We start from the raw sequence: 12,826 nt of genomic DNA, 5'->3' as shown, positions 1-12,826 counted from the left end.
ATGACTACGCTCGGCCGGTGCGTCAGGGGTGGTCGGTGGCTTCGACGAGGTGCTCGAAGGCGCGGAGGTTTTTGAGGGATTCGCCGCGGGAGACGCGCCACTTCCATTCCTTTCGGATGGACGTGGCGAAGCCTAGTTCGAGGAGGGTGTTGAAGTCGGCGTCGACGGCCTCGAGGATCTGGCCGAAGATCCGGTCCAGTTCGTCGGGGGTGACGGCGTGGGTGGCGATGCGGCCGACCAGGTAGATATCGCCGACGCGATCCAGCGTGTAGGCCACACCGTAGAGGCGGCGGTTGCGGCGCAGCAGGAATTTGTAGACGCCCTCGAAGTTTTCGTCGGGTTTGCGGCAGACGAACGATTCGATCCGTACCCCGTGCTTGCCGACGACAAGCATCACGGTGGTCTTCAGTTTGCGCTCGCCCGGCAGGATGACGACGAAGGTGTCCTGGCTCGGGTGGGTGTACTCGATCTCCCGGTCACGCAGCGTTTCGTCGATCAGCTGCGCGGTCGCGGTCGCGGTACTCATCGGTGCGCTCCCGTCCGGCGCCGCCACAGCGCCCGCGATCTGGCCTGGCTGCCCTCGCCGAGGAGAACAGCACCGCGTTCACCAGCGAGGCTAGCGCGTTCACCGGGCAACTCGGCCCGCGCGCTATCGAGGACCAGGTCGCGGCGCGCACCGAAGCCTGAGCGGATCTCATGGAAATCCGCCAGCGCCGCGGAGTAACTGGCGAGTAGTCCGTCTGCGGTGTGCTCCCAGGAGAAACGCCCGGCGTGCTCGACCGCGCGCAGACCCATCCGGCGTAGTCGCTCGGCATCGTCGAGCAGGTGGCCGAGTGCGTCGGCCCAATCCGGCGTCCGGTGTCCCGGCACCAGCAGACCGGTCTCGCCGTCACGCACGGCGGTACCGAGTCCGCCGACATCGGCCGCGAGCACGGGGGTGCCGGTGGCCTGGGCCTCGATGGCGACCAGCCCGAACGATTCGTTGTAGCTGGGCACCGCGACCAGATCGGCGGCCCGGTACACCTGGACCAGCCGGTCCGGCGGCTGCGGCGGCAGGAAGGTGACGTGGTCGGCGATGCCGAGCGCGGCAGCGAGTTCGATCAGCGAGTCAGGACGCTCTAGTCCGGTACCGGACGGTCCGCCGACGATGAGCACCCGCAGCTTGCGCGTCGGATTCCGGTGCAGCAGCTCCGCGGCGGCGCGGACCAGCACATCTGGGGCCTTGAGCGGCTGGATGCGGCCGATGAACGCGACGATCTGCTCATCGGCGGCCAAGTCCAATTCGGCTCTGGCTGCGGCCTTTCCGCCGGGACGATAGCGGGTCAGGTCCGCGCCGGGCGGCACCACGTCGATGCGCCCGGGATCGGCGCCGTACAGCTCGATCAGCTGACGCGCCTCCTCCACGGTATTGGCGACCATCCGGTCGGCCTCGGCGATCACCTGCTTCTCGCCGATCTCCCTGGTCGCCGGTTCGGGGCAGTCGCCATCGGCCAGCGCCGCGTTCTTCACCGCGGCCAGTGTGTGCGCGGTGTGCACCAGCGGCACCCGCCAGCGGTCGCGCGCCAGCCAGCCGACCTGACCGGAGAGCCAGTAGTGCGAATGGACGAGGTCGTAGTAGCCGGGCAGATGTCTGGCCTCTTGGCGCAGCACCTCGGCCGTGAACGGGCACAGCTGGGTCGGCAGATCGTGCTTGTCCAGCCCCTCGAACGGGCCTGCGACCACATTGCGCACCAGAACCCCGGGAGCCGCCTCCTGGACGGGCGGTACCGACGAGGAAGTGGCCCGGGTGAAAATTTCGACCTCGGTGCCGCGTCGGGCCAGCTGAATGGCGGTTTGCAGCACATAGACGTTCATGCCGCCCGCATCGCCGGTGCCCGGCTGAGCAAGTGGTGAGGTGTGCACCGATAGCACGGCAATCCGATTGGGCCGTAGGTCCGGGCGTTGACTCACACTATCCATAGTGCACGTTGCATTGCCGAACTCAGACGGCGTATCCGAACCAAGTGACAGCTGTCACAGCGGTTCGTGCGCGTTCGCACCCGCCGATGCCCGAATACGTCCGGCTCGACCGCCGCACCCGGACACGACAAGTCTGCTCGAGCCGGACGCGCGGCGCCAGCGAATTTCGGACGCCTAATTCAGTCCATCGATGAACGCGCCGACCTCGGCGACGAATCGGGCGCGATCCTCGATGAACAGCCCGTGCTGCGCGTCCTCCCAGAACGAGGCGCGGGCATCGGGCGCGGCGTCGAGGATGTAGCGGCCGTTCTCGATCGGCACGACCGGATCCTGGGTTCCGTGCAGGACCAGTACCGGAATATCCAGGGTGCGCAGCGTTTCGGTGTTGTCGACGGTGCGGTAGAACAGCGCCTTGCGCACCCGAGGCGCCGTGGACAGGCTCGCCCCGAAAAGTCGCTGCGCGTCGACGCCCTTATCCGGGCCCGGCCCGGTATTGGCGTTGCCGAAGGCACCGAATGCGCGGACCGCGCGTCCCGCACTCTCCTCGAAGACGCCGGGAATGGCCTCTTTCATGGCCGACCCGGTGTCCGCGCCGGGCGCCCGGCCGATATTGGCCATCGAACCCGAGTAGATGACGCCCGCGACCGCGCCGGTGCCGTATGCGCTCAGGTAGTCGCTGAGCACGATGCCGCCGTAGGACCAGCCGAGCAGCACCGCGCCGGTTTCGATGCCCTCGGCGGTAAGCACCGCGGCGAGATCGGCGGCCCAGTTCTTCGGATCGTCGTAGCCGGTCTCCGGGGCGTCGGAGTAGCCGTGACCGCGCAGGTCGACGGCGATCACGCGGAAGCGCTCGGCCAGCTCGTCCGCCGCCGCGCCCCAGCACTGCAGGTTGGCCGACCAACCGTGCAGCAGGACCAGCGGCCGCCCTGCCGCCGGGCCGCTGACCCGATAGACGATGTTCGTTCCGTCCGCACTGACCGCATCCCGAATAGCCATACACCCGAGGCTAGTCCGCCTCCCCGCACCTTTTGCCGGTCGTGAGTGCCACTGCCGTCCCGTCGCGGACCGGCGGCAGGAGGCTTCTGGACGTACCCGGTGCGTTACCCCATGTGCTCACGAGATCAGGTCTTGCGTTTCATGCAGCCGTGATCTTCGGCAAATTTTCTGCATTTAGGATCGGCAATATGAGCATTCGCACCGCCGTCGTCACCGGAGCCAGCTCGGGAATCGGGGAAGCCACCGCCCGGGAACTCGCCAAACAGGGTTATCACGTGTACGTCGGCGCGCGCAGGCTCGACCGGCTGCAGCACCTCGCCGACGAAATCGGCGGCACCGCACTCGAACTCGACGTGACCTCGGACGACTCCGTGCGCGCCTTCGTCGACGCGATCGAGAACGCCGACGTGCTGGTCAACAATGCGGGCGGCGCGAAGGGCCTGGCCTCGGTGGTCGAGGCGGACCTGGACGACTGGCGCTGGATGTGGGAAACCAATGTGCTCGGCACGCTGCGGTTGACCAAGGCGCTGCTGCCGAAGCTGATCGCCTCCGGCGACGGCCTCATCGTCACCATCACCTCGGTCGCCGCCTTCGAGGCCTACGACAATGGCTCCGGCTACACCTCGGCCAAACATGCCCAGGCTGTGCTGCATCGCACACTGCGCGGCGAATTGCTCGGCCAGCCGGTGCGGCTCACCGAAATCGCGCCCGGTGCGGTCGAAACCGAGTTCTCGCTGGTCCGTTTCGCCGGGGACGAGGAGCGCGCCGCCAAGGTCTACGCGGGCATCGACCCGCTGGTCGCCCAGGACATCGCGGAGATCATCGGGTTCGTCGCGTCGCGACCGTCACATGTGAACCTGGACCAGATCATCGTCAAGCCCCGTGACCAGGCGGGTCCGGGTCGCTTCGCTCGCCGCGCCTGACCGAATCGGCGATACTCCATCCGACTTCGAGCGTTTCATGATTGCTGCGAGTTCGCTCCGACCGCCAGCGGCGGTTAGCATCGGGCGTTTGAAACGCATATAGACCAGATTGGAGTACTCGCTGATGCTCAAGGGTTTCAAAGATTTCCTGATGCGCGGGAACGTTATAGATCTTGCCGTCGCGGTGGTCATGGGCACCGCGTTCACCGCGGTCGTGACCGCGGTGACCAAGGGAATCATCAGTCCGCTGCTCGCGGTCATGGGCAAGACCAATGAGTTGGGGCTCGGCGTTCAGCTGGTTGCCGGTAAACCCGCCACCTTCATCGCGGTCGGGCCGATCATCACCGCACTCATCGACTTCGTCATGGTCGCCGCGGTCCTGTACTTCGTGCTGATGGTGCCCATGAAGACCCTGAAGAACCGCTTCGGCACCGCCAAGGCGGCCGAGCCGACCGAGATCGAACTGCTCATCGAGATCCGGGATCTGCTGGCCAAGCAGCAGGCGGATTCGACCATCGATACCGAAACGTTCGGCAAGGACGGCCTGCTCGTCAAGGACGGCGCTGCCCGGTAATCGCCTGGCACCGAATATGATTCGCCCCGCACGATCGCGATCGTGCGGGGCGAATTTCAACGGCTAACGCGGCGGTCCGGGTGCGACGGGGGTTGCGGAAATGCTGGCGCCGGAGCCATCCGTGGCGGACAACGACTTCCACTGATTCCAATCGATGGTCCAGTCGTAGAGGTCGCCGTCGGCAGCGGATAACGCGATCGACGTACCGGTCACCTCGACCGGATCACCGTAGAGCGCCGTCGGGAAGAATGCCTGCGCGTCACCCGGCGACAGGTTGATGCAGCCGTTGGTGACATTCGAGGAACCCTGTGCCGATAGCGATTCCGGGTTGGCGTGGATGAATTCGCCGTTATTGGAGATGCGTACGGCCCAGCGCTCGCGAACGTTGGTGTAGAACGGCGGATTCGACATCAGGAAGTCTTCGTACTTCTCGGTGACCACGTGCACACCCGAACGGGTGACGTTGCGCGCCTCATTGCCCTCGCCGTAGCTGACCGGTAAATCGAAGACGATCTGTCCGTCGCGCACCACCTGCATGCGGTGACTGGGCGCATTGGCCTTGACGATCTGGCTGCGGCCGATGCGGAAATCCGAAGTGAGATCGGAATATCCGTAGTTTCCACCGCCGAGATCCAAGCCGTAGAGCTTGGCCGCGACGTGCACGGTGGTACCGGGCGCCCAGTAGTCCTTGGGCCGCCAGTGCGCACGGGAACCGCCGTTGTCGTCGGGGAACCAGGCCCACGCGCCCTCGGTCGGCGGGTTGGTGGTTACGGTGAGCGCCTTCTCCACCGCGGCCTTGTTCTGCACGGATCCCTTGAACTGCAAGATGATCGGCGCGGCGATGCCGACCTCCTGGTTATCGGCGATATTGAGCGTCGCGGGGAAGGTGTTCTTCGGCGCGAGCGTGGTGAAGGCGCCATTGATCGGAACCGGCTTGCTGTCGGCGCCGATCACGGTGCCCGACCAGGTGTATTTGGCGTCGTAGCCGAGCGGTTCGGTGGTTCGATAGCTGCGCTTGTCCGGGGCGAGCTCGCCGGTGACCTGCTTGCCGTTGGCGTTGGTCAGCGCGATCTGGTCGATGGTGCCGTCCGCGACGGTCACCGAGACCGGTGCGGTCGGGCTGACATGCTTGGTGTCGGCGGCCGGCGCCAGGGTGACCTTCGCGACCGGTGTGTTGTCCTTGGCGGAATCACCTTTGCCGCCTTTGTCGGTCGTGCATCCGGCCACCAGCGCGACCACGACGAGCAGTACGGCGGAGACGGCGGCGGCCGGTCTATGGATGCCTTGACGATTGCTCACCGCATCGAATTTACGCGGCGAGAATCGTTCGCTTCGCTAGCGAAGAGTGTGGTGTTCGTTTCACTGTTTAAGAGCAACCCCGATGGGTACCGGCTCTGGTTCCAGCCGGATCCCGAACCGATCGATGACACCGTCGCGAACCGTGCGGGCCAGTGCGACCAGATCGGCGGCGGTCGCGCCACCGCGGTTGGTCAGCGCCAGCGTATGTTTCGTGGACAGCCGGGCCGGGGCGTCCGGACCAGGGAAGCCCTTGGCGAAACCCGCCCGCTCGATGAGCCAGCCCGCGGAGAATTTGACGCCGTCGGGCGCCGGGTAGGTGGGAATCGTGACATCGCCCACATGGGCGGCGATCGCGGCCTTCACGACGGCGACGCGGTGGTCCGCGACGACCGGATTGGTGAAGAACGAGCCAGCGCTCCAGGTGTCGTGATCGGCGGGGTCGAGCACCATGCCCTTGCCCGCCCGCAGCTTCAGCACCGCGGCCCGGACCTGATCCGCGGAACGGGTGTCACCGGTGGTCGCGCCGAGCGCGTTCGCGAGTTCGCCGTAGCGCAGTGGTGCGCTCGATCCGTCGGGGTTGAGTGCGAAGTCCACCGCGAGCACCACGGCGGTATCGCGGTGCTTGAGTGCACTGGTGCGATAGCCGAAGCCGAGTTCGGAGGGATCGGCCCAGCGGATCTCACCGCTCGCGCGATCCAGCAGCCGCACCCGGCGCAGCAGAGTCTCGACCTCGACGCCATAGGCCCCGACGTTCTGTACCGGCGTCGCACCGGCCGATCCGGGAATGCCCGACAGGCATTCCAGCCCGCCGAGCCCGGCCTCGACCGTTGCCGCGACCACGGTGTCCCAGTTCGCGCCCGCCTCGGCGAGGACGCCGTCCGCACCGATCTCGACACCGTCATTGGCCACCAGGACCACGACGCCGTCGAAACCGTCGTCGCCGATGAGCAGATTGGAGCCGCCCGCGAGCAGCAGCAGCGGAATGTCCGCCGCGTCGAGCGCCCGCACCGTCGCGACCAACGATTCGGTCGTCGCACATTCCGCGACCGTCGCTGGACCGCCGACCCGCAGTGTGGTCAGCTCGGCCAGCGGCACAGATTCGCGCAGCCGCGCACCGCTGTCGGCCAGCAGCTCGCGCAGTTGGTCCGACGACACCACCCGTGAAGTTCGCACGCTCCAGACGGTAGCCTGTTCGACCATGGCTACACCGCTGGCGTACACGGCCCGCTACTCATATCCGGTTGCCGCAGTGCGCGCGGCCCTCGCCGATGAGCAGTACTGGAAGGACCGCATCGCCGAGGTGGGCGGCGACAAAGCCCGGCTCGATTCGGTCACCATCGACGGCAACCAGGTCAACGTCGAGATGGTGCAGGTCATCGCCGCCGAACTGCTGCCAGCCGCGATCACCGCCGTACGTCCCGGCGATCTGATCATCCCGCGCACCGAAAGCTGGACCGGCGATTCGGCCACCTTCACCGCGCGCGTCGATGGCGCGCCCGCCGAGGTGCACGGAACCATCGCGCTCTCGGCCGACGGCTCCGGGTCGGTGGCTCGGACCGAAGGCACCATCGAGGTGAAGATCCCGCTGTTCGGCGGCAAGATCGAAGCCGCGATCGCGGAACGGTTGACCGAGCTGCTCGCATCCGAGGAAGAGTTCACCAACAACTGGCTCGCCCAGCACTGATCGCACAGCGGCAGTCACCGCCGAGCGATGAGGCGGCAGCCGGTGCCGGTAACGTAGACGCTCATGGCTCGCCGACTGGACTATTCAGCCCGCTACCCGCTACACACCACCAAAGAGCTGTACGCGGCGCTGTCGACCCGTGAGTACTGGGACGACCGGTGTGCGGAGATGTCGAAATTAGCGCCGGGCAGCGAGGTCAGCAGCTTCGAGGTCAGCGACTCCGGCATCGAGGTCGTGCTCGACCACGTCCTGCCGCGCGAGATGCTGCCGGAAATAGCGCAGGCGGTAGTGCGCAAGGACATGATCATCACCCGCAAGGAGAGCTGGGGACCGTTCGATGAGAACGAGTCCGTCGGCAAGTTCTCGGCCGCCATTCCGGCCGGGCCGGGCAGCCTCGGCGGCACGATTCGACTGTTCCCCACCGACACCGGCTGCACCATACGGTTCTCCTCCGAGGCCAAGGTGTTCATTCCGATGGTCGGCCCGCGGCTCGAGCAGCTGATGCTGGTGAACCTGGTCGACCTGTTCCGCGCCGAGGCCGAACACACCGTGAAGTGGCTGGAAGAGCGAAACCCGACCCGCTGAGACCGGTCGGCACCATCACCAGGGGCACCACCGGTGTCAACCGACTGCGACGCAGCGACCGCTGGCTGATCCACGACGAGTTGGTCGCCGCGCGCCTGCGCGATACCGCCGATCCCCTGGTCGTCGACCTCGGCTACGGAGCGAGCCCGTGGACCACGCTGGAGTTGGCGGCCCGACTGCGCATGGTCCGCCCCGATGTGCGGGTGGTCGGGCTCGAGATCGATCCGGAACGGGTGGTGCCCGGCCGTGACGGCGTCACCTTCGCCCGCGGCGGCTTCGAATTGGCCGGTCTACGACCGCATCTGGTGCGCGCCTTCAACGTGCTGCGCCAATACCCGGAATCGGCCGTCCCCGATGCGTGGGCCACCATACTGTCCGGCATGGCCCCGAATGGTCTGCTCGTCGACGGTACCTGCGACGAGCTCGGCCGCCGCTGCGCATGGGTGCTGCTCGACCGCTCCGGGCCGCTCTCGCTGACGCTGGCCTGGGACCCGTTCACCGTCGAGCGCCCGTCCGATATCGCCGAGCGCCTGCCGAAGGTATTGATCCACCGCAACATTCCCGGCGAACCGGTCCACACGCTGCTGACCGCCGCCGACCGCGCCTGGGCGCGCGCTGCTCCGCATGCGCCCTTCGGGCCCCGGGTGCGCTGGCGCGCCGCAGCAGAATACTTGCGCCAGGAGGGTTTTCCGGTGCGCACGTACCGCCGTCGTATGCGCGACTGTGTGCTCTCGGTGCCCTGGTCCACCGTCGCCCCCAACCGAACCGACGCCACCTGAGCACGGCGCGCCGGGCGCGCGCCTTCGTGTCGGATCAAGATCACCGGGAACCGGTAGCGGAGGCTTCTCGGTCGATGCTGCCAGCGCCGACTCGCCCCGGTGACGGGGCGGAATGTCGTGCGCTAGCGACGACCGAGGAGCGAGTGGAGATAACCCCCGAGCGTCGCGACGGGGAGGATGGAGTTCGGTTCGAAAGGCTGACGCCACAGGCCGCCGTGGGCGGCACCGGCGACGAATATGCGCTCGGGGTTGGCGTCGGCAGGGGTGTCCGGTGGGGCGAACAGGTCGGCAACCAGTTTGGCCGCCAAGAGGGTTCGGGCCGTGTCGGGCTCGAAGACTTCGATGCCGAAGTGGTGGGCGCCACGGTAGGAGGCGGCCAGGGAGCGTTGGGTGCGTAGGGATTTCGTCCACGCCGGTGGTGCGACGGTGCACGAGACCGTGCGGCCCGCGGTGTGTGCGCCGACCATACGCCAGCGCAGTAGACGTTGGGCCAGTGCGTGATTCGGGCCTTGCGAGGCGAGCAGCGCATCGGCGACGCTCCATATCGCGCCCAGCTGATCGGGACTCGTACTGCGGTAATTCGGGCGGTACAGGGCCGATGCGGAAAGCACACGCAGCAGGTGTTCGCCGACACCCCACGGTCCGCGCTCGCGCAGGCGGGCGTGGGCATCGGCGATGACGTCCTCGGGGACCGCGTAGCAGTCGGTCGGTGAGCCGAGATAGGCGACAGCCGCGTCGGCGCGATGGTCGAGCAGATCCGAGACCAGCACATCCATGGCGGCAGCGAGCCGAACCCCCTGTGGCCCAGAACTATTCGCGTACATACCGAATACCGGCCGAACGTCGGTACCGAGCTGTGCGCGAATCCAATGCACCAGCGCGGGGAACTGCCTGGTGATATCCGCGCCGGGCCCGGCGCTGACGGGATAGTCGAGCCGACCGGCCCCAGCCTGCGCGACGGCCGAAATCTCGCGCCAGCGCGCCGCCCCGGGCAGGTCGATCGCGAGAACATCGGCGCCCCAACGCAACAGCGGCCGCAACGGCGCGAGTTCGGCCGTCGCCCCGGTGACGATCACCCGGAAGCCGGGCAGCGACAACCACTCCGGATGATCGATCACCCGCTCCACCGCCGCGGCGAAGGCGGGTTCGACAATGCCGCGGCGGCGCCAGTCGGTCAGCTGCTGCCACAGCGCCTCTTCGGCCAGCAGCGCACCGCGGAACGGGATCTCGAGCCGGGTCACGGGCTTCGCCGTTCCGTCGATCCGGCCGGTGTCGAGTCCGTCCGCCGTGGCGATCGCGTCCACATCGACGCTCTGTAGTGGCGCGATCGTGCGCCCGGTCACGAAACGCAGTAGCTGGCGTGCGGCCCGCAAACCGTCGGTCGCGATCCCGGCCGACACTGCGGCCGAACTCGCGGCCAGGGCGGTCAGTCCTCGAAAGACGCCGCGGTAGGACCCGCGCCAATCCCGGCAGGTCTCGATCTGTTGTGCGAGGTCCGCGTCATATCTGCGGACCGCGTCGGCGACCACGGCGGTGGCGAACATATCGCCGATACGCTCGGGCGCTCCGGACGGAAAGACGAGATCCCACCTACCCTGACCTACCGTCCCCATGGTCAGTCACCATGCCATGATTGCGCGCCCGGCAAAACCGGAGACCAAACGAATTGATAGCAGAACCGGATAACCGTGCGGACAGCTCACCGCACAGCTCACACGCCGGTGAGGGCGCGGTGCACCCGGGCCGCCGCCCGCGGCGGCAGACGCACACTCGCGGAACGGATTTCGTCGCTATCGCAGCGACGGATGGCGACCGCGTCGCCGACCACCTCATCCAGCGCCGACTGCCCGATATCGGCCTCGGCCAGATCGAGCACCGTGCGCACGGGCGTTGTCACCAGAAACGGACCTGCCGATTCGAGATCGGCGGGAATCAGCGCGCGCCGCAGCACCACCAGTCGCGGCGTGACCGGCGGCCGGCCCGCACCGACCGACAGGTGCAGGAATCGCGGCCGTAGTCGCCCGAGTCCGTGCAAATCCGCTGCGCTCTGATGGGATACCGCGGCGGCGCCGTCGAACCAGGCGGCCCACATGGCGTATTCGTCGAGCGGCCCGGCGGGCCAATCGGCCAAGCGCAAGAGCCCCACCCCGGCCCGCGTCACCGACCCGTCGCCGAGCCCGGCCCGCACCCATGCCTCACATCCGGTGCGCAACACCTGTCTGGTGGTGAAGAACCCGGCATGGCGCCCGGCCAATTGCCGCAGCACACGCCACCCGTGCTCGGCGGAATCGAGTGCACGGCCCGCCGCATCGCCAGCCATGTCGACCAGGCTACGCTCGAATTCTGTGTCACATGTCACAATCGAACCCCTCACAGCGTCCACATAGCGAGCTCAGAAAAGTCCGGAAGAATCGAGCCCATGACTACGAAGAGCCCATCCACCCCGAAGGTGAACCGGCGCGCCCTGGTGATCGCCCTGGTCGTGGTCGCGATTCTGCTCGCTACCTTGCTGGTAGGCGGCGAGGCGTATGCAAGGCACACGGTTTCGCGGTGCATCAGCTCGCAATTCGAGAAGGATATGGGTTCGAAGATCGATGTGAGCTTCGGAGCCAAACCGATGCTGATCACCTGGATCGACGGGAAGCTCGGCCAGGTGAAGGTCGACAGCGCCGACTCCAAATTCGGCCCAGCGGTCGGCATGGTCGTACACGCCAGGTTCAACGATCTCGAGGTCACCGATAACGGCCGCGGCGGCGGCACGATCGGTAGCTCCTCCGCCGATGTCACCTGGGGCAACGACGGCATCCGGGACACGCTCGGCGGCCTGGTCAGCGGCGTGTCGTCCTCCGCATCGAGCGGGATGCTGACCCTGGATGTGCTCGGCGGGATCGCGCAGTTGCAGGTGAAGCCGCAGGTGAAGAACGGCGTCGTGGAAGTCGAGACGATGTCGGCGGCGCTGCTCGGCGTTGGGCTGCCGACCGATCTGGTGTCGGGGATCGTCGATATCTTCACCCAGAGTCTGCAGAGCTACCCGCTCGGCCTGAAGCCCACCGAGGTCAAGGTCACCGATAACGGCCTCACGGTGAAGTTGGCTGGCGGTCGTACCGAACTGCCCGCTGCCGAAGGCGGCAGCACCAGCTGCTGAGGTATCCAGACCGACTGACACACAACCGAATTCGGCGCGGTATCGACGGATCGGCAACCGAACTTCGGATCAGGCCGGGAAACCGTCGAGCACCGCACGGGACTTCGAGAGGCCGAGGCGAGTGGCACCCGCCGCGATCAGCTCGGCGGCTGCTTCGCAGGTGCGGATTCCGCCGCTGGCCTTCACACCGAGCCGCCCGCCAACCGTCTCGGCCATCAGCTGAACCGCGTGCACGCTCGCCCCACCGGCCGGGTGAAATCCGGTGGAGGTCTTCACAAAATCGGCACCGGCACGCTCGGCGGCCCGGCAGACCTCGACGATCGCGGCATCGGGCAGCGCAGCCGATTCGATGATCACCTTGAGCAGCGCACGGTCGCCCATCGCCTCACGTACCGTCACGATATCGGAGAGCACTGCGGTGTAATCGCCTGCGAGCGCGGCACCGACGTCGATCACCATGTCGACCTCGGCCGCTCCCTGCTCGATCGCGAGGCGCGCCTCGGCGCCCTTCACCAGCGAATGATGTTTTCCGGACGGGAATCCCGCGACGGTAGCGACCACCAATCCGGGCGCACGCACCGGCAACATAGACGGCGATACGCAGATCGCGTACACACCGAGTTCGCGTGCCTGCGCGACCAACACGTCCACATCGGCGGCGGTCGCCTCCGGTGCCAGTAGCGTGTGGTCGATTACGGCGGCCACTTCGGCCCTGGTCAGCGACGCGGGAATTGCCACAAGGTGAGAGTCTGGCATACCGGTGGCGAATTCCATTGCGCGCCTCGGATGCATCGCGCACACTCGGTACTGTCGGTGGAGCTGGGGCCAGCGGTGCGATGCCCAACCGACAGTTGCGCAGCCGCGGATGGCCCGATTTCGTTC

At 67.1% G+C, this 12,826-nt stretch carries 14 protein-coding genes; 6 read left to right on the top strand and 8 right to left on the bottom strand.

From position 1 onward, the window contains the following. Positions 1–22: 22 nt before the first annotated feature. From ACQP1G_RS04375 to ACQP1G_RS04365, 3 genes are all read right to left on the bottom strand, one after another. Positions 23–526 carry a YbjN domain-containing protein gene (locus ACQP1G_RS04375; RefSeq protein ID WP_433198603.1) on the bottom strand — a complete coding sequence of 168 codons (504 nt, stop codon included), beginning with the start codon at positions 524–526 and terminating at the stop codon, positions 23–25. Next, entirely contained in the window at positions 523–1,959 is a 1,437-nt protein-coding gene (gene mshA / locus ACQP1G_RS04370) for a D-inositol-3-phosphate glycosyltransferase (RefSeq protein WP_433198601.1), read from the bottom strand. Before mshA ends, ACQP1G_RS04375 begins: the two co-directional genes overlap by 4 nt. Positions 1,960–2,133: 174 nt before the next feature. Next, positions 2,134–2,955, bottom strand: a complete 822-nt coding sequence (locus ACQP1G_RS04365) for an alpha/beta fold hydrolase (protein ID WP_433198599.1) — start codon at positions 2,953–2,955, stop codon at positions 2,134–2,136. 188 nt (positions 2,956–3,143) lie between these two features. Here ACQP1G_RS04365 and ACQP1G_RS04360 point away from each other — a divergent pair, with 188 nt between their 5' ends. Further along, positions 3,144–3,878, top strand: a complete 735-nt coding sequence (locus ACQP1G_RS04360; RefSeq protein WP_433198597.1) for an SDR family NAD(P)-dependent oxidoreductase — start codon at positions 3,144–3,146, stop codon at positions 3,876–3,878. A gap of 124 nt (positions 3,879–4,002) precedes the next feature. Further along, the gene (gene mscL / locus ACQP1G_RS04355) at positions 4,003–4,452 is read left to right on the top strand and encodes a large conductance mechanosensitive channel protein MscL (RefSeq protein WP_433198595.1); all 450 of its coding nucleotides are present in this window, start codon (positions 4,003–4,005) and stop codon (positions 4,450–4,452) included. A gap of 63 nt (positions 4,453–4,515) precedes the next feature. Here the strand turns inward: mscL and ACQP1G_RS04350 are convergent, their stop codons facing one another. Both ACQP1G_RS04350 and ACQP1G_RS04345 read right to left on the bottom strand, forming a co-directional pair. Next, positions 4,516–5,751: a L,D-transpeptidase gene (locus ACQP1G_RS04350; protein ID WP_433198593.1), complete on the bottom strand. Its 1,236-nt coding sequence runs from the start codon at positions 5,749–5,751 to the stop codon at positions 4,516–4,518. Positions 5,752–5,811: 60 nt separating this feature from the next. Beyond that, positions 5,812–6,951, bottom strand: coding sequence for a UDP-N-acetylmuramate dehydrogenase (locus ACQP1G_RS04345; RefSeq protein WP_433198591.1), 1,140 nt, complete (start codon positions 6,949–6,951; stop codon positions 5,812–5,814). Here ACQP1G_RS04345 and ACQP1G_RS04340 point away from each other — a divergent pair. From ACQP1G_RS04340 to ACQP1G_RS04330, 3 genes are all read left to right on the top strand, one after another. Continuing rightward, the gene (locus tag ACQP1G_RS04340) at positions 6,950–7,435 is read left to right on the top strand and encodes a DUF2505 domain-containing protein (protein ID WP_433198589.1); all 486 of its coding nucleotides are present in this window, start codon (positions 6,950–6,952) and stop codon (positions 7,433–7,435) included. The genes ACQP1G_RS04345 and ACQP1G_RS04340 overlap by 2 nt on opposite strands. A 63-nt stretch (positions 7,436–7,498) precedes the next feature. Next, the gene (locus tag ACQP1G_RS04335; protein ID WP_433198587.1) at positions 7,499–8,020 is read left to right on the top strand and encodes a DUF2505 domain-containing protein; all 522 of its coding nucleotides are present in this window, start codon (positions 7,499–7,501) and stop codon (positions 8,018–8,020) included. Beyond that, entirely contained in the window at positions 7,990–8,799 is an 810-nt protein-coding gene (locus ACQP1G_RS04330; RefSeq protein ID WP_433198585.1) for a class I SAM-dependent methyltransferase, read from the top strand. The genes ACQP1G_RS04335 and ACQP1G_RS04330 overlap by 31 nt, the downstream gene beginning before the upstream one ends. A gap of 122 nt (positions 8,800–8,921) precedes the next feature. Here the strand turns inward: ACQP1G_RS04330 and ACQP1G_RS04325 are convergent, their stop codons facing one another. After that, positions 8,922–10,412 (bottom strand): hypothetical protein, encoded by a 1,491-nt coding sequence (locus ACQP1G_RS04325; RefSeq protein WP_433198583.1) that lies wholly within the window; start codon positions 10,410–10,412, stop codon positions 8,922–8,924. Positions 10,413–10,510: 98 nt separating this feature from the next. Continuing rightward, positions 10,511–11,119: a type IV toxin-antitoxin system AbiEi family antitoxin domain-containing protein gene (locus ACQP1G_RS04320; protein WP_433198581.1), complete on the bottom strand. Its 609-nt coding sequence runs from the start codon at positions 11,117–11,119 to the stop codon at positions 10,511–10,513. A gap of 99 nt (positions 11,120–11,218) precedes the next feature. Here ACQP1G_RS04320 and ACQP1G_RS04315 point away from each other — a divergent pair, with 99 nt between their 5' ends. Beyond that, on the top strand, positions 11,219–11,944 hold the full coding sequence (locus tag ACQP1G_RS04315; RefSeq protein WP_433198579.1) for an LmeA family phospholipid-binding protein: 726 nt from the start codon (positions 11,219–11,221) through the stop codon (positions 11,942–11,944). Positions 11,945–12,013: 69 nt separating this feature from the next. Here ACQP1G_RS04315 and deoC read toward each other — a convergent pair whose 3' ends face one another. Further along, positions 12,014–12,700, bottom strand: a complete 687-nt coding sequence (gene deoC / locus ACQP1G_RS04310; protein WP_433198577.1) for a deoxyribose-phosphate aldolase — start codon at positions 12,698–12,700, stop codon at positions 12,014–12,016. Between the last annotated feature and the right edge of the window lie 126 nt (positions 12,701–12,826).

The organism is Nocardia sp. CA-107356 (assembly GCF_050946365.1).
GTDB lineage: Bacteria > Actinomycetota > Actinomycetes > Mycobacteriales > Mycobacteriaceae > Nocardia.
This window is presented reverse-complemented; position numbering and strand designations above follow the sequence as displayed.

Bases quoted from the DNA above. Each gene is read 5' to 3' on its own strand.
- ACQP1G_RS04375 (WP_433198603.1), bottom strand. From the start codon at position 526: ATGAGTACCGCGACCGCGACCGCGCAGCTGATCGACGAAACGCTGCGT.
- mshA (WP_433198601.1), bottom strand. From the start codon at position 1,959: ATGGATAGTGTGAGTCAACGCCCGGACCTACGGCCCAATCGGATTGCC.
- ACQP1G_RS04365 (WP_433198599.1), bottom strand. From the start codon at position 2,955: ATGGCTATTCGGGATGCGGTCAGTGCGGACGGAACGAACATCGTCTAT.
- ACQP1G_RS04360 (WP_433198597.1), top strand. From the start codon at position 3,144: ATGAGCATTCGCACCGCCGTCGTCACCGGAGCCAGCTCGGGAATCGGG.
- mscL (WP_433198595.1), top strand. From the start codon at position 4,003: ATGCTCAAGGGTTTCAAAGATTTCCTGATGCGCGGGAACGTTATAGAT.
- ACQP1G_RS04340 (WP_433198589.1), top strand. From the start codon at position 6,950: ATGGCTACACCGCTGGCGTACACGGCCCGCTACTCATATCCGGTTGCC.
- ACQP1G_RS04345 (WP_433198591.1), bottom strand. From the start codon at position 6,951: ATGGTCGAACAGGCTACCGTCTGGAGCGTGCGAACTTCACGGGTGGTG.
- ACQP1G_RS04335 (WP_433198587.1), top strand. From the start codon at position 7,499: ATGGCTCGCCGACTGGACTATTCAGCCCGCTACCCGCTACACACCACC.
- ACQP1G_RS04325 (WP_433198583.1), bottom strand. From the start codon at position 10,412: ATGGGGACGGTAGGTCAGGGTAGGTGGGATCTCGTCTTTCCGTCCGGA.
- ACQP1G_RS04320 (WP_433198581.1), bottom strand. From the start codon at position 11,119: ATGGCTGGCGATGCGGCGGGCCGTGCACTCGATTCCGCCGAGCACGGG.
- ACQP1G_RS04315 (WP_433198579.1), top strand. From the start codon at position 11,219: ATGACTACGAAGAGCCCATCCACCCCGAAGGTGAACCGGCGCGCCCTG.
- deoC (WP_433198577.1), bottom strand. From the start codon at position 12,700: ATGCCAGACTCTCACCTTGTGGCAATTCCCGCGTCGCTGACCAGGGCC.